Raw genomic sequence first — 21,039 nt, forward strand, 5'->3', positions numbered from 1 at the left:
AGGTACCGGTTTTTTATGGAAAATTTTCAGATAAACCTAAAAAGAGAAGTCGGCCCATACCGGCGCATGATCCGAGGGTTTTTGCATGGCGCGCAGTTCATAGTCGATGCCGGCGCCGCTTACCTTGTCGGTCAGTGGTGGGCTGACAAGAATGTAGTCGATGCGCAGGCCGCGTTTGGGGTCGCGTTCGAAGGCCTTGGAACGATAATCGAACCAGCTGAAATAATCGTTGCTCTCAGGATGGCAAATCCGGTAGCAATCCTGCATGCCCCAATGCTTGATACGTCCCAGCCATTCCCGTTCGATCGGCTGGAAGCTGGTCTTTCCTTCCCGAAGCCAGCGCTTGCGGTTGGGCTCACCGATACCGATATCGATATCCTCGGGTGAGATGTTGAAATCCCCCATGATAGCAATGCGCTCGGCGGGGGAGTGGTCTTCTTCGAGAAGCCGTGCAAGCTGTGCGTAGAAGAGCTGCTTGTAAGGGAACTTGGTGGGGTGATCGATATTCTCGCCTTGCGGGAAATAACCGTTCCATACGGTCAGAGGCTCCCCATCGGTGCAGGTTAGACGTACACCGATCATGCGTCTCTGGGACTCTTCGGTATCATCCGGAAAACCGTAAAAAACCGCCTGAGGTTCCTGGCGGCAGAGCATGGCGACGCCGTAATGGCCTTTCTGGCCATGATAATAAACGTGATAGCCAAGCGCCTTGACGGCTTTGAGAGGGAATTCGTCATCATGTACCTTGGTTTCCTGCAAGCCGATGACGTCCGGTGCGTGAGCCTCGATCAACGCTTCGAGCTGGTGCAGGCGGGCGCGAAGACCGTTGATGTTGAATGAGACCAGTCGCATCACGACTCCTTGCTGTTATCGTCTTCCTGAGATGGCTTTTCGCCTGGATCAGTTGCGTGCAGATCAAGAGTGGGAGCGCTACGCTCACGCTCGAGTTTGCGCGCCGCCTGGCCCTTGCGTTGCTGACGTTTCTTCTCGACATAGCGCCGAGAAGGTGTCACTTCACCCGGATTGTCCCGGCGCCATTTACGATAATCCTTGCGCTTGCCGGTACGGATGCTCACCTTATCCGCCAGTGAGCGGGTCTTTTTTCTGCGCGTCATGATTGCGATCCTGAATTCAGTGCTGTCGATTCTACCAGCCCTTGAACAACCTGCCGACCGTCATCCTGCGGGGAATGCCGCCTGAATATCGGCAAACGCGCCCAAGCCGCCAATGGCTGTTACAATGGCCATGAGTTCTGCTCGATAACCCTTCAACAACGGAACATTACCCCACGCCTATGAGTGAGTTGGAAAAGGCCTCTACACCGGCCCAGAACCGCCGCCCCAAGCGTCGGCGTCGCAAGCCGCGCAAGTCTCAGTCAAGCTGGGATCTACGTCATTTCCAGGTGCCGCAGGTAGCGGGAAAATGGCGCTTTCACGATTTCGATCTGCCCTTGCCGTTGATGCACGCCATCCATGCCCTGGGCTTCGAATACTGCACGCCGATTCAGGCCGAGGCGTTGAGTCAGACGTTGCTTGGCGGCGATGTGGTGGGCAAGGCCCAGACCGGTACCGGCAAGACCGCCGCCTTTTTGATTTCGATGTTGGCTTACTTCCTGGAAGAGAAGCCGCCGGAAGGTCAGAAAACCGGTGCCCCTCGCGCCTTGATCGTTGCGCCGACCCGGGAGCTGGCTCTGCAGATCGAAAAGGATGCCAAGGCACTGGCGCGCTTCACCTCGCTGAATGTCGCCAGCGTCGTGGGTGGCATGGACTATCAGAAGCAACGCGACAATCTCGGCAAACAGTTGGACATTCTGGTCGCCACCCCCGGGCGGCTACTCGACTTCCATCAGAAGCGCGATGTCGATCTGGGCGAGGTCGAAGTGCTGGTGCTGGATGAAGCGGATCGCATGCTGTCGATGGGATTCATCCCTGACGTCAAGCGCATCATTCGCTACACGCCCAAGACCGAGGAGCGCCAGACATTCTTGTTCTCGGCGACGTTCACCGAAGACATCCTCAATCTGGCCAGTCAGTGGACGCACAAGCCTGCCTACGTCGAGATCGAAGTGACCGTCGATAACGCGGCGGACATCGATCAGCGTGTCTATCTGGTGAGCGACGATGACAAGCAACGTCTGCTGGTCAATCTGCTCAAGCAGGAGAGTTTCGATCGAGTCATGGTTTTCGGCAATCGTCGCGATCTGGTGCGCAAGCTCGATGGCGTACTGCGCAAGGCCGGCGTCGATGTGGCCATGTTGTCCGGGGACGTGCCCCAGAATCAGCGAATCAAGACCCTCGAGCGTTTCCGCGAAGGGGAGTTGACGGTGCTGGTGGCGACCGACGTGGCCGGTCGCGGCATCCATATCGACGACGTCAGCCATGTCATCAACTATACGTTGCCGGAAGATCCGGAAGACTATGTGCACCGTATTGGACGTACCGGTCGCGCCGGCGCCAAGGGCGTATCGATCAGCTTCGTCGGCGAAGAAGATGCCTTCTCGCTGCCCGAGATCGAAAGTTATATCAACGACAAGCTGCCCTGCGAGCATCCGCCGGAAGGAATGCTCTGAGGCATGCTCGATGAGGCGTTGAAGGAAGAAATTCAGGGCGCGTATCGTCAGGTGCTCGAAGGGCTCGACCTGACACCGCGCTACGGCCAGCGGCTGATGATTGCCGAGATCGCGCGCACCCTGTCCGGCATCGAGGCGGATGAAAGCGGTCGCCGGGTTTCCAACGAGCATGTTTGCGTGCTCGAGGCGGGCACTGGTACCGGCAAGACCCTGGCCTATCTGCTTGCCGCCTTGCCGGTAGCGCGTGCGCGAGGCAAGCGTCTGATCGTTTCCACCGCCACGGTTGCTTTACAGGAGCAGGTGCTGCATCAGGACCTGCCGTCTCTCAAGCAGCACAGCGGTCTGCATTTCGATTATGCCCTGGCCAAGGGGCGCGGTCGCTATCTGTGCGTGGCAAAGCTCGATCAGGCGTTGGATGGTGTGGAAGAAAACCCCACCTACTCGCTGTTCGAGCAGGCGCTTGAATCTCGCGACGGGGATGATTTCCACGGGCTGGTTCAGGCAATGGCCGAGGCCTATGGCAGCGGACGCTGGGAAGGCGACCGGGATAGCTGGCCGGTGGCGATCGACGACAGCAGCTGGCGGCAGTTGACCACGGATCATCGCCAGTGCACCAATCGACGCTGCGGTCATTTCGGTGCCTGTGCGTTCTTCCGCGCCCGGCGTCATCTCGATCAGGCCGACATCATCGTGACCAATCACGATCTGGTGCTGGCGGATCTCTCCCTCGGCGGTGGCCTGGTACTGCCGTCTCCCAAGGAGTGCATCTACATCTTCGATGAAGGGCACCATCTTCCGGACAAGGCACTGGAGCACTTTTATCATCGCTTCGGGGTCAATGCGGCGCTGCGCTGGCTGCGCACACTCAAGAAATCGCTGACCGAGCTCAACACGGCCCTGGGAACTCAGCCGACGCTGGCTCGTTTATTGGCGGGCTTCCCTGAGTTGATTGCCGCTATCGAACCGCGCCTCGGCGAGGCGTATTCACTCGGTCACCAGCTGGCGGAGCTGCCCAGCGGGGCGGGTGACGATACGCGTCATCATCGCTTCGCCATGGGACGTGCACCACAATCCTTGCGCGACATGGCGGCGGCACTGGTCGTGCCCTTTACCGAGTTGTCGCGCAGTCTCGAGAGTATGGCGGATATCTTGCGGGAAAGCCTCGATCCGGACAAAGCCACGGGATTATCCCGGGAACAGGCGGAGCCCTGGTTACCCCTGGTCGCCTTGTTGCAGGGCCGCGCCCTGGAGGCCAATGCCTTGTGGCAGGCCATGGCCGTGGACGACCCCCCGGGCGAACCCCCTCAGGCGCGCTGGCTGACCTTCGACCAGCAGGGCGGCGATGCGGAGTTGACGTTCTCGGCAAGCCCGGTGTCGGCAGCGGAAACCCTGGCGCGCTATCTATGGGGAAGCTGCTATGGCGCGGTGATTACCTCGGCGACACTGACGGCGCTGGGTCGTTTCGAACGCTTGCAAGAGCGCGCGGGGCTTGCCAATCGCTATCGCTATCAGTGTCTGCCGAGCCCCTTCGACTATTCCAAGGCGGTGCTCAGCGTACCTTACGAGGCGGTAGATCCCAGCGATCGCGACGCTCATGAGCGTGCCATCGTCGAGTTCGTCACGGCGTTTGGCGACAAGGAAGCGGCTCTGGTGCTGTTTTCTTCTCGGGTCCAGCTGAGGGCAGTGGAGAAAGCGCTGCCCAAGCTTCAAAAAGAAAGAGTGTTAGCCCAGGACCGGTTGCCCAAGCGCGAGTTGATCGAGCGTCATCGCAAGCGTATCGATGCGGGCGAAAGCAGCGTTATTTTTGGTCTTGCAAGTTTCGCCGAGGGTATCGATCTTCCCGGCGACTATTTGACCCATGTGGTGGTCACGCGGCTGCCTTTCGCGGTGCCGGACGATCCGGTGGGGGCGACGCTTGCCGAATGGATCGAAAGCCGTGGGGGTAACCCCTTCATGCGTATTTCGGTACCGGATGCGTCGATAAAGCTGGTCCAGGCCTGTGGCCGGCTGATTCGCAAGGAGTCCGATCAGGGGCGCATCACGTTACTCGATCGGCGCGTGCTGACCCGTCGCTACGGGCGGGCGTTGCTCGATTCGCTGCCGCCATTCCGGCGTGAAATCGATGGCCAGCCGCAAGCTTAGCACCATTGAGCGAATGTAAACGAGCTTAGCGATAATCAAGCTATTCGCCCTCCATAACAACTATACAGCTATGTTGAGTAAGATTACTTAAGTTATTAATCTATATTAGACTTTTTCCTAGGAGAGAAAGCGTGGGAAATACTATCGAGGTGCTTTGGACGGGCGGTTGGGACTCAACGTTTAGGGTATTGTATGCCAGTTTAATCGAGGAAAAAGAGGTCAGGCCGCATTACATTGCTGACTTGGCGAGAAAGTCGACTCTTCGAGAACTCAAGGCAATATCTGATGTTAGAAGAGAACTTGAAAAGATTGATAAAAACGCAGCCGAGCGAATAAAAGAACTAACAATCACGCCTATCACTGAGATAGAGTCTTTTGAGGATATTACACAATCTTATGTAAGATTGAAAAAACAAGCACATTTAGGGAGTCAGTACGACTGGCTGTCTAGGTATGCTCGAATGAAGAATATTGATTGTCTAGAGCTGAGCGTGCACGTAGATGACAAGGCGTATTACTTTCTGGAGGGGAAGGTAGAGCAAAAAGATCACGGCGGGTGGAAGCTAAAAAGCGATGTTACGGGTGATACTCAGATATTTTCATGCTTTGAATTTCCGTTATTGCAAATATCAAAAACTGAGATGCGAGCTAAGGCTAAGGAACTCGGCTTTATTGAAGCGCTTGAAAAATCGTGGTTTTGTTTTAATCCAGTTGGCAATGCCCCTTGTGGAACCTGCAGCCCATGCATCTATGCAGTCGAAGAGGGAATGGGATACCGCTTAACAAAAAGCGGAATTCTAAGATACAAGACCAGATACTTACGGAAAGCTGCAAGACTTCCAGTTCGCGTATCAAGGAAGGTATACTCTAAGCTTAAAAGCTAACCCCCTCCGTCTTCTTATAATTTCTGCCGCAAACTCTTATTTGCGGCAGCGCTTCAATTATTTTCCTGCGTTTTGCATTGGCTTTTTCAATATTCGCTATCGCCGCACAGCGGCGATAGTAATAAGAATTCTTCGCATTCAAGGTTGGGGTGTTCATTTACCTGGATTCGCTGATAGTCTACCAGGAGCTTAGGATATAGTTAGGCTTCAAAAATTTTTTCGACAATGTATAGCCCCAGTACTGTCTGGATATACAGAAGTACAGGGGCTTTTCTTTCATCTTACGTTATGAAATACGCCTAGAGCGAACGACTTGTTGGCGATGACAGTCCGTTTAGAGGTATCGGGTAGCCTCAAGCGGCATCGTGACGCACTTCGAGTACCGGGCGCAGCTTTTCCGCCATATCGTGAAAGCTTTCTACGGTGGTGTCCCAGTCGATGCAGGCATCGGTAATCGAGACGCCATACTGCAATTGGCTGCGATCCGCGGGCATCTTCTGATTTCCCCAGCCCAGATGCGATTCGACCATCAGTCCCATGATCGAACGATTACCCTCGAGAATCTGATTGGTGACATTTTCCATCACCAGCGGCTGTAGCGCCGGATCCTTGTTGGAGTTGGCGTGCGAGCAGTCGATCATTATGTTGGGCTTGACGCCGCCTTTGCTTAATTCCTGCTCTGCCAGGGTCACGCTGACGCTATCGTAGTTGGGCTTGCCATTACCGCCGCGCAGCACCACATGGCCGTAGGCGTTGCCTCGGGTGCGGATGATCGCTACCTGTCCGGCCTGATCGATCCCCAGGAAATTGTGCGGGTGGGCGACGGATTGCAGCGCATTGATGGCGACGTCCAGACTGCCATCGGTGCCATTCTTGAAACCGACAGGGCAGGAGAGACCGGAAGCCATTTCCCGGTGAGTCTGGGATTCCGTGGTACGTGCACCCACCGCGGACCAGCTGATGCAATCCTGCAAATATTGTGGAGAAATCGGGTCGAGGGCCTCGGTGGCAAGGGGTAGCCCCATCTCGCTGAGTTCCACCAGCAGACCACGGGCAATGTGCAGTCCTTCTTCGATCTCGAAGGAGTCGTTGAGGTGCGGATCGTTGATCAGTCCTTTCCAGCCCACGGTGGTGCGTGGCTTTTCAAAGTAGACACGCATCACGATATACAGGCTGTCGCTGACCTTCTCGGCCAGCTGTTTCAGGCGCTGGGCATAGTCTCTCGCGGCTTCGATATCGTGGATGGAGCAAGGGCCAACGACCATCAATAACCGTGAGTCTTCTCCATCGAGAATACGCTGTATGGTGCGCCGGCCTTCAATAACGGTTTTTTCCGCAGCCTCGGTAAGCGGCACTGCCTTTTTCAAGGCTTCCGGTGTGATGAGAACGTCCTGGGCAAGGACGTTGAGATTGTTAACCTGTTGATCGGACATTCAGATACCTGTGATGATTCGCACTGAGGAACAATGTTGTCTACTATCGCTTGTCGTCCGTGGAAAAATCAATGATTCAAGGAGATGTCTCGTTACCAATTTAAGGCTTCAAACGGCAATGCCTTTGATCGGGTATCGGGAAAACGGGAATGCTTGTGTATAGTCGTTCTTTCATTTTTAGACCGCGGACCGTCACCATGGCCCCAAGTAGTGTCAACGCGTGTATTGCCTGTCTCGAGGTTGTCTACCCCTACGGGGAGGAAGTGAATGGGCAATAGGGAAACCGATCAGCAACTCGTATTGCGGGCTCAAAAGGGGGATACACGCGCTTTCGATTTGTTGGTAAAAAAGTATCAGCACAAGATATTGGGATTGATCGGGCGTTACGTGCACGATCACGCAGAAGTACAGGATGTCGCTCAGGAAGCGTTTATCAAGGCCTATCGTGCATTAGGTAAATTTCGTGCCGAAAGCGCTTTTTATACCTGGATGTACCGTATTGCCATCAACACCGCGAAGAACCACCTCGTCTCCAAGGGGCGTCGCCCTCCAGGTAGCGATCTAGATATCAACGATGCCGAGATCGTCGACCATAGTGGCCGTCTGGCGGATTCGGAAACGCCGGAAGCCTCCCTCGCTCGGGATGAGTTGGAAACCGCCATTTTTGCGGCGATAGAAGCCCTTCCTGAAGATCTGCGTACCGCTATAACGCTACGGGAACTCGATGGTCTTTCCTACGAAGATATTGCCAATATTATGCAATGCCCGGTGGGGACCGTGCGCTCGCGTATCTTTCGTGCCCGAGAAGCCGTCGACAGGCATATTCAGCCACTGCTGTCTCGCGGCGACAGCGAGGGAGTAGTGTATGAGTGACGTAATGAAATTTTTATAAAAACACTGAACTGTCCGCGTGAAGCGACGTCATAGGGAATGTTCGCACCTTATGAGTGCCGGGGGAGGATTCACGCAGCGATGTGTGAACCATCAATGAATCAAGTGAAAATAACGAGCTACACCGAGCTCGACTGTGCGTCTTATTTGATGTGGGGGTGTTGAAATGAAGGACAATTGTCGCGAATCGCTGTCCGTGATGATGGACAATGAAGGCGATGAGCTGGAATTGCGTCGCGTTCTAAAATCACTCACCGATCGACCGGACGATAGCCAAGCCTGGCGACGTTACCATCTTGCACGAAGCGTGATGCAACGAGATTACTCCGTCGATGTGTCCACGGATATCTCCGAACGCGTGCTGGCCGATCTGGAAAACGAACCTGCCCCCCAGGTCTCTTCAAGCGACATCTCGACGGACAAGGCTTCGCCTCAAGGTGGCAGTCTTTCCTTTGCCGGCAGTGCCGCCGTTGCCGCTACCGTTTCTCTCATGGTGATCGCGGGCGCGCAATTCTACAATGGTGACAGCAGTCCCGGTGTCACGCCGGATGTAGTCAATGGCAACGGTAATAGCGGAGTGGTCAACGCCAACACCGGCTTTGGCCCAAGCGTGCAGCCCGCTTCCCTGCCCAGAGATCGCTCGCTTCCATCTATTGATGTCATGAATCTGCCATCGTTTCGTCCTTCCATGGCTTACGGCAACGGTCTGACAGAGGTAGGGTTCGATGCCGATGCTCCGATGTTCATGGCACCCTATGCTCCAACTTCGTTGCGCACCGAGAAAGAGCAGTCGCAATTGCTACAGCACTATCTGGAGCGCCACGCCGAAGGGGCAGCGCAGCGCTCCGGTGAGGCCTGGATTCCATTGTTACGTGCTTCTTCCCAGGAAAATCCGAGTATCCGCTGATGTTGTCGCCGCTGAGAGCGGCTCTGTACGGAATCGTGGCGATCTATGTGTCATGTTTGTCGGGTGTGGTCATGTCAGCGTCCGAAAACAGTTTCGATTGCCGACAGCTAGCCGACAATACAAAACTGGCATCGCCGCTCGACTGGCTTGAACGTAGCATGATGGCAAGCCAGTGCTATATGTTTCGTGCGCAAGCCATACGCATCAGCGCTGCCGGAGTGCGTACGCTGGCACTGGCGCATGAGATTCATGACGGCGTAGTCCGGGAAGTGACCCGCTATCTTGACGGCCCCGCAGTCATATATGAACGCTATGGACGACTTGGACGAAATGGCATATTGATGCAGCGTTCGACGAACAGCTCTCCCGCGTTTGCATTACGAGGCATCGATCGTCATTACCGCCTGACTCTGGGTGACGAAGAGCGGGTGGCAGGGCGCCTCAGCATGCGCTTGGATATCGAGCCCCGTGACGAATTGCGCTATGGCCACCGACTATGGCTCGATTCAGCAACTGGCTTGCCATTGAAGCAGAATCTCGTCGACGCTGAAGGGAATATCCTCGAAACATTTCAGATGACCGAATTGATCGAGCCCAGACTTTACTCTCAAGTGGTTCCACTCGAGCCTCTGCAGGACATGCCCTCAGGCCCCTGGCAGCCAGGTTGGATTCCGGCGGGATATGCTGCCGTGCCGTTGCTCCCGACAGTCGGAGTTTCCGGCAAGGTCATGAGCCACAGACTTTACACCGATGGCCTATCCAGTTTCAGTCTTTTCGTCCAACCGCTTAAAAATGACCATGAGACGCTATTACCCGGCATTCATCGTCTGGGGGTCTCTCATGCGGCGGTACGCCATCTGCGCCTCGATAAAGCCCATACCCTGCAGGTGGTAGTGTTGGGCGAGTTGCCGCCAAAGGTTCTTTATCGAATTGCTTCCCGAATGCAGTACCAGGGAAACACTGGTCGAGATCAACAAGATTCTGCACCATGAACGAACAGGGATCGATTAAACCTCCGGCAGCGCAATGGCTGGAAGAACGAGGTGTCGTCGTAGCACTCTTTGCAGGTGGGGCGTGGGTCGAGGCTCGATCTTTGAGCGGCTGCAACGGTTGTGCAAAAACCGGTTGTGGCACGGGGCTGCTAACGCGCCGTCGCTCCTCGAGATTGGCACTGTATACGGATGCCGGCCTGTGTATCGGCAATCGAGTGCGTATGGGGATATCGCCAAAAAGCTTCTTGCAGGGCGCCCTGATCGTTTACGGATTGCCACTGCTGACGGCGGTTCTAGCGGGAGGACTTGCCGAGACGCTGCTTTCTCCGGGGCCACTGGCTGTGCCGTTCATGTTTGCTGGTGGTTTGCTCGGCGGCTGTTTGCTGAGTCGTCATCAGTTGCAACGGCACCACCGTCGATACCAACCTATACTACTGGCAGTCGAATCCGAGTGACGATGTCGCTATTAAATAGTTTGGCATGGTTACTGAACTCTCGGCTTGCAGCGATATCCAATATTTCCGAAAGAAAGCGCGACTGACCCGATGCCGCGTCTTATGGAAAAAGAAACCTTTTGGCATACAGCCGGTAACCAGGAGTACTTGATGCAACGCATCCCACGACATCTATCGTTATGGCTAATGCTGTTGGTAGCAGCATTTTTCATGCAGACCGCCCAAGCGCGTGAGTTGCCCGATTTCACGGAATTGGTCAAGCAAGCGGCACCTGGCGTCGTCAATATTTCCAGTACACGGGAAGTCGAGCGGCGCAGCATGCCGTTTGGCGGTTCTCATGGTCAGGAAATTCCAGAGTTCTTCCGCCGCTTCTTTGAAGATCAAATGCCGCCGGGACACGGTCAACGCGGCCCGGGGAGTGCCCAGGAATTGCAGTCGCTGGGTTCGGGGTTCGTCATCAGCAAGGACGGCTATGTATTGACCAATGCTCACGTGGTCGATGGTGCCGACTCGATCGTGGTGCGCTTGAACGATCGTCGTGAACTCGATGCGGAATTGATCGGTGCCGACAACAAGACGGACATTGCGCTACTCAAGATCGAGGGTGACGATCTACCCACTCTCGATCTAGGCGATTCGGAAAAACTCGAGGTTGGGGAGTGGGTCGCGGCAATCGGTTCGCCTTTCGGCTTTGATCATTCCGTGACAGCGGGCATCGTCAGTGCCATCAACCGAACCCTTCCAAGCGATGCCTATGTGCCTTTCATCCAGACCGATGTCGCCATCAATCCCGGTAACTCTGGTGGCCCATTGTTCAATCTCGAAGGCCAAGTGGTAGGCATCAACTCCCAGATATTCACCCGTAGCGGCGGTTTCATGGGCTTGTCCTTCGCCATACCGATCAATGTGGCGATGGATATCGCCGATCAGTTGCGTGATGACGGCCGCGTCAGCCGTGGCTGGCTCGGTGTGGTAATTCAACCGGTATCGAAGGATCTGGCAGAATCCTTCGGTATGGATGGCCCGGAGGGTGCCTTGATTGCCGATGTCGCACCAGATGCGCCGGCGGCCAATGCCGGCCTGAAGGCGGGTGACATCGTCCTGTCCGTCAACGGTGAAACGGTTGAGCGTTCCGCCACGTTGCCGCGGCTTGTGGGCCGTGTCGACCCGGGGAATGATGCCAAGCTCGAGATACTGCGTGATGGCGAGCGTATTACCAAGACGGTGACGGTAGGAGACTGGCCGGAAGAGGGCATGCCCATGGCCTCTTCGGGTGACAAGGGCGATCCCCGTACGCGCCTGGGAGTAACGGTTGCATCACTTAGCAAAGAGCAACTTGAAAGCCTTGACCTGTCCTCCGGCGTGCGCGTCGAACAAGTCGCTCCGGATAGCGTGGCCGCCAGCGCTGGCGTTCGCCCGGGGGACGTCATCGTCTCGCTGGATCAGCAGGACATCGATTCCGCCAAGCGCTTGAGTGAGGTGGTAAGCAGCATCGAAGGCAATCGCGCGGTGCCGCTGCGGCTCTATCGCGATGGTCGTTCGCTGTTCGTTGCCTTGCGCCTGGGCGAGAAATGATCGTGCGATAATTCAAGCGATAGTTGAAGACGGGGCCATGTGCCCCGTTTTTTTATTGCCTTACCTATTCAAATCCAGCATGGGATACGTCTTGCTCGATTAAAGCATTCCTCTCCAGAGGCGATATAACACTAGCGCTACAGGTAAAACCCGGCCAAAAACTGTATGCCGACAACAATAAAATTCACGACCACCCTGGCCGCAATCGAATCGTACGGATTGGAACCTTTTTTATGACCCAGAAAGCAGACTCAAGCTCAATTAAAGCATCTCACGAAGAGCCCGGTGAAATCAGCGATCAATCAGCCTCTCTTTGGCGAGCCATGCATCGCTCTCAAGCCATTATCGAATTCGATACCAATGGCCAGATTCTCGAAGCCAATCAGAATTTTCTGGATGTGGTGGGCTATAGCCTCGATGAGATTCGCGGACAGCACCACCGAATCTTCTGTGAAGATGGCTATTCAAAGAGCGAAGAGTATCGCAAATTCTGGCAAGCGCTTAAGCGTGGCGAGTTTGCCAGCGGCGAATTCAAGCGCTTTGGTAAGGACAATGCCGAAATCTGGCTGAATGCCACCTATAACCCGATCTTCGATACGAAGGGTCATCCCTACAAGGTAGTCAAGTTCGCCGCGAATATTACAGACCAAAAACGCAAGGAGGCCGAGTTCGAAAGTCAGGTTAACGCCATTGGGCGTTCCCAGGCAGTCATCGAGTTCGACCTCAATGGCATCGTCACGACTGCAAACGATAATTTCCTCAAGACGGTAGGTTATTCACGGGATGCCGTAATCGGGCAACATCATCGTATGTTCTGCGATGAGAAATACGCCCAAAGTGAAGACTACCAAAATTTTTGGGAACAGCTGGGGCGGGGTGAATTCATTGCTGGAGAATTTCAGCGTCGGCATCGCAGAGGTCACGTCATTTGGCTACAGGCGACCTACAACCCTATTCTGGATCCTTCCGGGCGCCCCTATAAGGTCATCAAGTTTGCAAGCGATATTACCGAGCAAAAACAGAGCAACGCCGAATTCGAGGGCAAGGTCAACGCTATCGATCGCGCCCAGGCCGTCATCGAATTCGATATGGAAGGCCATGTGCTAAACGCCAACCAGCAGTTCCTGGCAACGACAGGCTATTCGCTGAAGGATATTCAGGGCCAGCACCATAAGCTTTTCTGCGAGCCTGAGCACGTTAAAAGCCAGGAGTATCAGAATTTATGGACGAAGTTGCGCAATGGAGAGTTCGTTGCCGGTGAGTTCAAGCGTGTAGGCAACAACAAGCGCGATATATGGCTGCAAGCTACCTATAATCCTATCTTTGATGTTGCTGGCACGCTTACCAAGGTAGTCAAGTTCGCCACGGACGTGACTGAAAGCAAGCGCCATAGTGCTGAGTTCGAGGGCAAGGTCAATGCCATGGATCGCGCTCAGGCGGTCATCGAATTCGATCTCAAAGGCAACATCTTGGCCGCCAACAACAACTTCCTCGATACCGTGGGTTATCACGCCGATGAAATCATCGGTCAGCATCATCGTATGTTCTGTGAGCAGGAGTACGTTCTTAGCGCGGAGTATCGTGATTTCTGGCAGTCGTTGAACCGCGGTGAATTCTTCAATGGGCGTTTCATGCGTCTAGGCAAGCATGGTCGGCAGGTTTGGATTCAGGCGACTTATAATCCGATTTTCGATGCTGATGGCAAGCCTTACAAGATCGTGAAGTTTGCAAGCGACATTACCGCCCAGGTCGAACTGGAGAAAAGCATTCAGCAGCAGTCGGAAGCCATGAGTGCTTCTATCCTGGAGCTCAACAAGTCGATCAATGGCATCGCCGAGCATACCCGGCTCACCCGTGAGTTGTCACAAGGTACGCGAAGCGAAGCCGAGCGGGGCAATCGAGCGCTGCAGGACTCGAGCGAAGCCATGGCGGCGATTCAGAAGTCCTCTGAGGATATCGATGAAATCGTCAAGACGATTGGTGAAATAGCCGCGCAGACCAATCTACTCGCCTTCAATGCCGCTATCGAAGCTGCGCGGGCCGGCGAACATGGCCTTGGGTTCTCTGTCGTGGCAGACGAAGTGCGCAAGCTTGCCGAGAAGTCCGGCGACGCTACCCGTCAGATCAATCGCCTGCTAGGGGAGTCGTTGAAGTGTATCGACAACGGTAATGAAGTTTCCCACCGTGCGAAGGAAGCCTTCTCGCGAATCACCGAAGGTGTCGAGCAAACGACGTCCGCCGTCGAGCAGATCGATGTCTCTGCTTCGTCACAGCTTACTACTGCCGCCAAGGTTGAAAAGCTGATTCAGGAACTGGCCAAGGCGACACGCAAGAATTCGCCGGAAGCACATTCAGATCACGCTTGAGTTGTTTCTTCAACAAGGTGGGTAAGCCATGAGTCTACGTAAATTAGGTATTCTTGGGATAGGCGAAAGTGTTGTCGCCTTGGAAGCATGCTACCTGCTGGAAGTAGTTAAACCCGAGACCCCTTTGGTACCGCGTCCTTTGGCGCCAGCATGGTCTCTGGGAACTCTCAGCTTGCGCGATTCACTTATCCCATGTGTGGATTTGGGCGGGCTCTTGCAACTTGCTCCCAGCGAGGCGTCAGGATCGGCGGAGCAGCATATCGCTGTCGTTAGCTATCGTGGTGGATGCTTTGGCCTACTCATCGATCATGCCTACGACATGATCGCTGTCGAGCAAAGCCAGATGAATGCGTTAGGTAAAGACGCCGGAACGCCTCATGAGCTTACTCCTTGGCTGGTCACTCATCCGGAGTCAGGGCAGCCAATCTATCTGTTGGATATCGATGCTCTTTTTTCATTGGATGGAATGATGATGGCTTTCGAGAATGTCGAACAGGCGTCGTCATCAACGGCTCTGCATAGCGATGCAGAGCGACACGGAGGACATTCGCATCGCTATCTGCTCGTCGATATCAAAAGCGCTACGCTTGCCATTGATACCGCTGTGGTCAGTGAGATCACTGTCTGCGGCGCGGTTGAAACACCGGTGGTGAACGTGAAGGCATATTTGGGCAATGTCGCCTTGCGGGACATGTGCATTCCGATCTTCGATCCAGCGATACTGATCGGCCACCCACCGCTAACGTCGTCGCCTTCTCATGTTGTCGTATTGAATACCGACAGTGGACGTGTTGGCTTGGCAGTCACCCGTATCGATACCATCGGCACGTTCGATGACAGCGATCTACATCCGCTACCCGGCGGAAACCAGGCCGCCGATCATGTCATGGGGGTGTTGAACCGGCCTGAACAGGGGGATGCACTATGTCTTGATCATCGCCAGCTGTTCACTGGAGAGGCGCTGGGTGCGTTGGCACAGATTCATGCTCGTTTAGGCGAAGAGGTCAGCGATCAGCGCAATCAACAGGAGTGGCAGCGCTTTGCCTTCGTGCATTTCGAAAGTGGCGGACGCTACGTCACGCTGCTCGATCAGCTGGATGCGGTGCTACCCATACCGGAAAATGTGCTACCGCTGAAAGATGACGGTCCTTTCTGTGCTGCCATGCGCCATCGGGATCGTACGGTATCTCTGGTGGATCTGCGGACACTACTGGGCAAAAACGCAACTGAGCCGGCAGAGCATGTGCTTGTGGCGGATAGTGGTCAGGGAATGGTGGGTTTTCTGGTGGATCAGGTCAGCAGGATCGAGTACATGGAGGCGCCAGTGGATAGCTTCATAATACGCTGGCGAGGTGATGTACATCCCGAGAAAGCGCCCATCGAACAAGCCCAGCGGATTATTGCCGTGGGTGAGGGCCTGCGACAACAGATTCATTCCGTTCTTTGTCTGCAAACCCTGGCCCGCTTGCTGGTCCAAGTTGACAAGGAAATATCGCCCGTGACGCCAGCCTAGTCTGGGCATTACTGTCCTTGACCTCGCCTTGTCGGTACAATAGCTCCACATTTTTGGCGCCTTCTATTTCATCGAGGGCGCAATTATCAGGGCGGATAGAGAGTCAATGGCAGACACGGCGAGTTCCGATCGAATCAAGCACATTCGTAACTTCTCGATCATCGCGCACATCGATCACGGCAAATCGACCCTGGCGGATCGCATCATTCAGCTATGTGGCGGCCTGACCGAGCGGGAACTCAAGGAGCAGGTGCTCGATTCGATGGATATCGAGCGCGAGCGTGGTATCACCATCAAGGCTCAATCGGTGACGCTGGATTATCGCGCCGACAATGGCGAGCTTTATCAGCTCAACTTCATCGATACCCCAGGTCACGTGGATTTCTCCTACGAAGTATCCCGGTCGTTGTACGCCTGCGAAGGTGCTTTGCTGGTAGTGGATGCCGCCCAGGGCGTCGAGGCTCAGTCCGTAGCCAACTGCTATACCGCCATTGCCCAGAACCTCGAAGTGCTACCGGTGCTCAACAAGATCGACCTTCCTCAGGCCGACCCCGATCGCGTCGCTCAGGAGATTGAAGAGATCATCGGCCTGGACGCGATGGATGCCTGTCAGGTATCCGCCAAGACTGGAATCGGCATGGAAGGCCTGCTTGAGCGCCTGGTGCGCGATATCCCTCATCCAAAAGGAAGCGCCGACGCACCGCTGCAGGCGCTGATCGTCGATTCCTGGTTCGATAACTATCTGGGGGTCGTCTCTTTGGTGCGAATCTTCGATGGCACCCTGAAGAAGGGCGACAAGATTCGCATGAAATCCACCGGGCGCAACTGGGAAGCCAACGAGGTGGGCATCTTTACGCCCAAGCGTCATCAGACCGGGATACTACGTGCCGGAGAAGTCGGCTTCGTGGTGGCGGGCATCAAGGATATTCACGGCGCGCCGGTGGGGGATACCATCACCCATGCCAAGACGCCGGACGTTGAGCGCTTGCCGGGTTTCCAGCAGATCAAACCCCAGGTCTATGCGGGCATGTTCCCGGTCAGTGCGGACGATTACGAGGCATTTCGTGACGCGCTGGAAAAACTCGCCCTGAACGATGCCTCCCTGCAGTACGAGCCGGAAAATTCCGATGCGTTGGGCTTTGGCTTTCGGGTTGGTTTTCTTGGCACACTGCACATGGAGATCATTCAGGAGCGGTTGGAGCGTGAATACGATCTCGATCTGCTGACCACGGCGCCCACGGTGGTCTACGAACTCGCAATGGATGATGGCGAGATACGCTATGTGGCCAACCCGTCCAAACTACCGGACATGGCCAATGTCGACGAAATGCGCGAGCCCATCGTGCGGGCCAGTATTCTGGTGCCCCAGGAGTTCGTAGGCAACGTCATCGCCGAATGCGAGCAGCGTCGCGGCACTCAGCTCGACATGCAGTTCCTGGGCAATCAGATCCAGCTGGTTTACGAGTTGCCCATGAGCGAGGTCGTCATGGATTTCTTCGACCGGCTCAAGTCGATCTCCCGGGGTTATGCGTCTCTGGACTACGGCTTCGAACGCTTCGAGGCCGCCAAGCTGGTGCGTCTGGACGTAATGATAAACGGCGACAAGGTCGATGCTCTGGCAGCGATCATTCATCGTGATCATGCGCATGGGCGCGGTCGTTCTCTGGTCGAGAAAATGAAGGAACTTATTCCTCGTCAGATGTTCGACGTGGCTATCCAGGCCGCGATCGGGGGGCAGGTAGTAGCGCGTTCCACCGTCAAGGCGCTACGCAAGAACGTCACCGCCAAGTGTTACGGGGGCGATGTAAGCCGCAAGAAGAAACTGTTGGAAAAGCAGAAGGCGGGGAAGAAGCGCATGAAGCAGGTAGGTCGCGTGGAAATTCCTCAGGATGCTTTTTTGGCCGTGCTCAAGGTAAACGACTAGGTTCATCTGAAAATGTCCGCGTTTGCCGGTTTTTCGCAGAAAGCCTAACTAATTTCAAGAATCATCAGGATCAAGACAACTCATGGACTTTTCGCTGTTGTTGGTGGTGGCCGTCGCCGTCACTGGATTGGTATGGCTGCTGGATATCCTGTGGTGGCGGCCCAAGCGCCGCGCCAAGCTGGCCAAAGCAACGTCAGAGCACGGCACGGCACTGGATGATGCCACTCGGCGCAAGCTCGGCAAAGAGCCTTGGCCGGTGGATTATGCCCGCTCGTTCTTCCCGGTATTGTTTATCGTGCTGTTGTTGCGCAGCTTTCTGGTGGAACCCTTTCAGATTCCATCGGGCTCCATGCGCCCCACTCTGGAAATTGGCGATTTCATCCTGGTCAACAAATTCACCTATGGTTTACGCCTGCCCGTGACCCATACGGAGATCGTCGACCTTGATGAACCCGAACGTGGCGATGTCATGGTCTTTCGTTTTCCCCAGGATACCTCGGTCAACTTCATCAAGCGGGTCGTCGGCTTGCCCGGCGATCGTATTCGCTACGAAAACAAGCAGCTCTACGTCAACGGCGAGCCCGTGCCCAAGGAGTTGATCGACGCCAATCCCGAAAAAGCGCCGGGAGAGAAGCTTTTCGATGAGCAACTCGGTGAACGGCTGCATGATATCTACAACAATCCGTTGGACCCTGGTCCACAGCTTCGTGAAGTGATCGTACCGGATGGTCACTACTTCATGATGGGCGACAACCGGGACCATTCCAACGACAGTCGTTACTGGGGCTTCGTGCCGGAAGAAAACATAGTAGGCAAGGCCTTCGCCGTATGGATGCACTGGGATGGCGGGTTGCCCAGCTTTACTTCGGTGCGTGCCATCAAATGAAACTGCCAAAACGACCTATTTCTTTGAACAACAGTACGAACCGGGAGTCTCGTGAGTAACTCTCTCACCGCATTTGGCCACCGAATAGGCTATTCATTTCGCGATGCCAGTCTATTAGAACTGGCCTTGACCCACCGCAGTTACGGTGGCGATAACAACGAGCGGCTGGAATTCCTGGGTGATTCCATCGTCAACTTCGTGATCGGTGAAGCGTTATTCCGGCGTTTTCCTCAGGCGCGGGAAGGTCAGCTTTCACGGCTGCGAGCCCGGCTCGTCAAAGGCAAGACCCTGGCGGAAGTGGCGCGGGAGTTTTCGGTAGGCGAGCAACTACGCCTGGGTTCCGGTGAAATGAAAAGCGGCGGCTATCGCCGGGATTCGATTCTGGCTGATACTCTTGAAGCCTTGATCGGCGCCATCTATCTGGATAGCGACATGCAGACGATCAAGGTACGGGTGCTGTCCTGGTATGCAAGTCGTCTCGAAGCGATCGACCTGCAAGATACCCAGAAGGATCCCAAGACACGGCTACAGGAGTTCCTGCAGTCGCGGCAGATGGCGCTACCTCGCTATGAGGTGATCTCCGTGGAAGGCGAAGCCCACGCCCAGACTTTTACCATCGAGTGTCATATCGATGCGCTGGCGGATCATACCGTCGGTATTGGCAACAGCCGTCGCCATGCGGAGCAGGAAGCCGCCGGTAAGGCACTATTGCAGATCGAGCCGAAAGGAACCCGAACATGACGCAGCGCTGTGGTTTCGTGGCCATCGTTGGCCGGCCCAATGTCGGCAAATCGACATTGATGAATCGCATACTGGGCCAGAAGATCTCGATCACCTCGCGCCGGCCGCAAACCACACGCCATCAGGTGACGGGCATCAAGACCGAGGGCGAGACTCAGTTCATCTATGTCGATACCCCGGGGATACATCGTCAGACCAAGGACCGTAACAAGGCCATCAACCGCTTCATGAATCAGGCGGCGACCCAGGCCTTGCGCGATGTGGATTGCGTGGTGTTCCTCATCGATCGCATGCGTTGGACGCGAGAGGATGACGTGGTGCTCGACAAGCTGACCCACGTTCAGGCGCCGGTGGTTCTGGCGCTGAACAAGGTCGATTGGCTCGAGGACAAGACGGAGCTGCTGCCCTGGCTGGAACAGCTGCAGAAAAAGCGCGAGTTTGCCGCCATTCTGCCTATTTCCGCCAAGCACGGTACCAACGTTCCGGAGCTGGAAGCTGAAATCGCCAAGTATCTTCCGGAAGGAGTGCACCATTTTCCCGACGATCAGATCACCGATCGTAGCCAGCGTTTTCTGGTCGCTGAACTGGTGCGTGAGAAGGTCATGCGTCAGCTAGGGGATGAACTGCCTTATCAGATGACCGTCGAGATCGAGGAATTCCGCGATGAAGGGCGCATCGTGCACATCAGCGCGTTGATGCTGGTGGAGCGTCCCGGCCAGAAGAAGATCCTGATCGGTGAAAAGGGCGATCGAATCAAGAAGGTCGGGCGGGAAGCGCGGCTCGAGATGGAGAAGGCGCTCGATGCAAAGGTCATGCTCAACCTGTGGGTCAAGGTCAAACGTGGCTGGTCCGACGACGAGCGTGCGCTAAAGAGTCTGGGCTACGATCACGACAAACGCTGATGCAATGCATTCGATCACTTTTCGCTGAAGCTTCATCGAATGTCAGAACCCTGTTCGTGACGCTGTAACCATGACACCACAACCCGCTTATTTACTACACAAACGCCCCTATCGGGAAACCAGCGCCCTGGTCGAATTGATCACCCTCGAGCATGGACGGGTGCGGGCCGTGGCCCAGGGTGTTCAACGCGGCGGCAGCAAGGCGCGAGGGCGCTTGCAACCTTTTGCACCCTTGCATGTAACCTGGGTCGGCGATGCGGAACTCAAGCGCCTGCGCCTGATGGAGACCAACGGCACGGCGGCACTATTGGCCGGAGAAGGTCTGCTGTGCGGTCTCTATGCCAATGAGTTGCTGATCCGAACACTGCCGCCGCTGTTGCCGGTACATGATGTGTTCGCCTTTTATGGCGCCTTGTTCGATGCGCTGCCCATTCCTGCAGAGCGAGCGCCTGCGCTGCGTCGTCTTGAAAACGCGCTTCTGGAAGCATTGGACGCGGAGCCGGTATTTCGTGACACCGACGATTGCGAATTGGATCTGCAGCAGCGCTATATCTATCGCCCCGGAGAGCGTCGTTTTGCCGCTTCCGGAAACGCTCAGCAAGGCATCGATGGCCGGACGCTGCGCTTGTTGGCCCAAGGCGAGTGGTCGCAGCCTGGACTCGCCCGGGTGGCCAAGTCCTTGACCCGGGCCGCGCTTGCCCCTTTGCTAGGGGCTAAACCACTGCGTTCGCGAGAGTTGATGGTGCAGTTGGCGGCGCGTCGTCGTTCCTCCTGAGATCCTACCCATGATCTTCTGCACTCGACGATACGGCGTTAAAATCGCTCTGGTGCGCCAGCCCGGTCAAAGTGCTCATCTTGT

The 21,039-nt window shown here is 55.5% G+C and carries 18 protein-coding genes; 15 read left to right on the top strand and 3 right to left on the bottom strand.

The window, feature by feature from the left end:
- Positions 1-36 precede the first annotated feature (36 nt).
- Together xthA and H7850_RS05280 are read right to left on the bottom strand one after the other, a co-directional pair.
- A complete protein-coding gene (xthA, locus tag H7850_RS05275) occupies positions 37-852 on the bottom strand; it encodes an exodeoxyribonuclease III (RefSeq protein WP_227368404.1) in 816 nt (271 codons plus the stop codon).
- Entirely contained in the window at positions 852-1,115 is a 264-nt protein-coding gene (locus tag H7850_RS05280) for a hypothetical protein (RefSeq protein WP_227368406.1), read from the bottom strand. The genes xthA and H7850_RS05280 overlap by 1 nt, the downstream gene beginning before the upstream one ends.
- Positions 1,116-1,294: 179 nt before the next feature.
- Between H7850_RS05280 and rhlB the strand changes: the two genes are divergently transcribed.
- The 3 genes from rhlB (at position 1,295) to H7850_RS18230 (ending at position 5,595) form a co-directional block, all read left to right on the top strand.
- Positions 1,295-2,569 (top strand): ATP-dependent RNA helicase RhlB, encoded by a 1,275-nt coding sequence (gene rhlB / locus H7850_RS05285; RefSeq protein WP_227368408.1) that lies wholly within the window; start codon positions 1,295-1,297, stop codon positions 2,567-2,569.
- 3 nt (positions 2,570-2,572) lie between these two features.
- On the top strand, positions 2,573-4,711 hold the full coding sequence (dinG, locus tag H7850_RS05290; RefSeq protein ID WP_227368410.1) for an ATP-dependent DNA helicase DinG: 2,139 nt from the start codon (positions 2,573-2,575) through the stop codon (positions 4,709-4,711).
- A gap of 131 nt (positions 4,712-4,842) precedes the next feature.
- Complete coding sequence (locus tag H7850_RS18230) at positions 4,843-5,595, top strand: 7-cyano-7-deazaguanine synthase (RefSeq protein ID WP_227368412.1); 753 nt, start codon at positions 4,843-4,845, stop codon at positions 5,593-5,595.
- 353 nt (positions 5,596-5,948) lie between these two features.
- Here H7850_RS18230 and H7850_RS05300 read toward each other — a convergent pair whose 3' ends face one another.
- Positions 5,949-7,028 (bottom strand): 3-deoxy-7-phosphoheptulonate synthase, encoded by a 1,080-nt coding sequence (locus tag H7850_RS05300; RefSeq protein ID WP_227368413.1) that lies wholly within the window; start codon positions 7,026-7,028, stop codon positions 5,949-5,951.
- A 267-nt stretch (positions 7,029-7,295) separates the two neighbouring features.
- Here H7850_RS05300 and rpoE point away from each other — a divergent pair, with 267 nt between their 5' ends.
- From rpoE to recO, 12 genes are all read left to right on the top strand, one after another.
- A complete protein-coding gene (gene rpoE / locus H7850_RS05305; RefSeq protein WP_227368414.1) occupies positions 7,296-7,901 on the top strand; it encodes an RNA polymerase sigma factor RpoE in 606 nt (201 codons plus the stop codon).
- Positions 7,902-8,085: 184 nt separating this feature from the next.
- Positions 8,086-8,826 carry a sigma-E factor negative regulatory protein gene (locus tag H7850_RS05310; RefSeq protein ID WP_227368416.1) on the top strand — a complete coding sequence of 247 codons (741 nt, stop codon included), beginning with the start codon at positions 8,086-8,088 and terminating at the stop codon, positions 8,824-8,826.
- A gap of 71 nt (positions 8,827-8,897) precedes the next feature.
- Positions 8,898-9,818: a MucB/RseB C-terminal domain-containing protein gene (locus H7850_RS05315; RefSeq protein ID WP_227368418.1), complete on the top strand. Its 921-nt coding sequence runs from the start codon at positions 8,898-8,900 to the stop codon at positions 9,816-9,818.
- On the top strand, positions 9,815-10,273 hold the full coding sequence (locus H7850_RS05320) for a SoxR reducing system RseC family protein (protein ID WP_227368419.1): 459 nt from the start codon (positions 9,815-9,817) through the stop codon (positions 10,271-10,273). Before H7850_RS05315 ends, H7850_RS05320 begins: the two co-directional genes overlap by 4 nt.
- A gap of 150 nt (positions 10,274-10,423) precedes the next feature.
- The gene (locus H7850_RS05325) at positions 10,424-11,848 is read left to right on the top strand and encodes a DegQ family serine endoprotease (RefSeq protein ID WP_227368420.1); all 1,425 of its coding nucleotides are present in this window, start codon (positions 10,424-10,426) and stop codon (positions 11,846-11,848) included.
- A 233-nt stretch (positions 11,849-12,081) separates the two neighbouring features.
- Complete coding sequence (locus H7850_RS05330) at positions 12,082-14,214, top strand: methyl-accepting chemotaxis protein (protein ID WP_264477205.1); 2,133 nt, start codon at positions 12,082-12,084, stop codon at positions 14,212-14,214.
- Positions 14,215-14,242: 28 nt separating this feature from the next.
- Positions 14,243-15,727: a chemotaxis protein CheW gene (locus H7850_RS05335; RefSeq protein ID WP_227368423.1), complete on the top strand. Its 1,485-nt coding sequence runs from the start codon at positions 14,243-14,245 to the stop codon at positions 15,725-15,727.
- A gap of 106 nt (positions 15,728-15,833) precedes the next feature.
- Positions 15,834-17,651 (top strand): translation elongation factor 4, encoded by a 1,818-nt coding sequence (gene lepA / locus H7850_RS05340; protein ID WP_227368424.1) that lies wholly within the window; start codon positions 15,834-15,836, stop codon positions 17,649-17,651.
- 82 nt (positions 17,652-17,733) lie between these two features.
- Entirely contained in the window at positions 17,734-18,537 is an 804-nt protein-coding gene (gene lepB / locus H7850_RS05345) for a signal peptidase I (protein ID WP_227368425.1), read from the top strand.
- Between the two features lie 51 nt (positions 18,538-18,588).
- Positions 18,589-19,278, top strand: coding sequence for a ribonuclease III (gene rnc, locus H7850_RS05350; protein ID WP_227368426.1), 690 nt, complete (start codon positions 18,589-18,591; stop codon positions 19,276-19,278).
- Positions 19,275-20,180: a GTPase Era gene (era, locus tag H7850_RS05355; protein WP_227368428.1), complete on the top strand. Its 906-nt coding sequence runs from the start codon at positions 19,275-19,277 to the stop codon at positions 20,178-20,180. The genes rnc and era overlap by 4 nt, the downstream gene beginning before the upstream one ends.
- Positions 20,181-20,250: 70 nt before the next feature.
- Positions 20,251-20,955 carry a DNA repair protein RecO gene (recO, locus tag H7850_RS05360; RefSeq protein WP_227368430.1) on the top strand — a complete coding sequence of 235 codons (705 nt, stop codon included), beginning with the start codon at positions 20,251-20,253 and terminating at the stop codon, positions 20,953-20,955.
- The last annotated feature ends 84 nt before the right edge of the window (positions 20,956-21,039 follow it).

Origin of the sequence: Halomonas sp. M20 (assembly GCF_020622265.1) — a bacterium.
Lineage (GTDB): Bacteria > Pseudomonadota > Gammaproteobacteria > Pseudomonadales > Halomonadaceae > Modicisalibacter.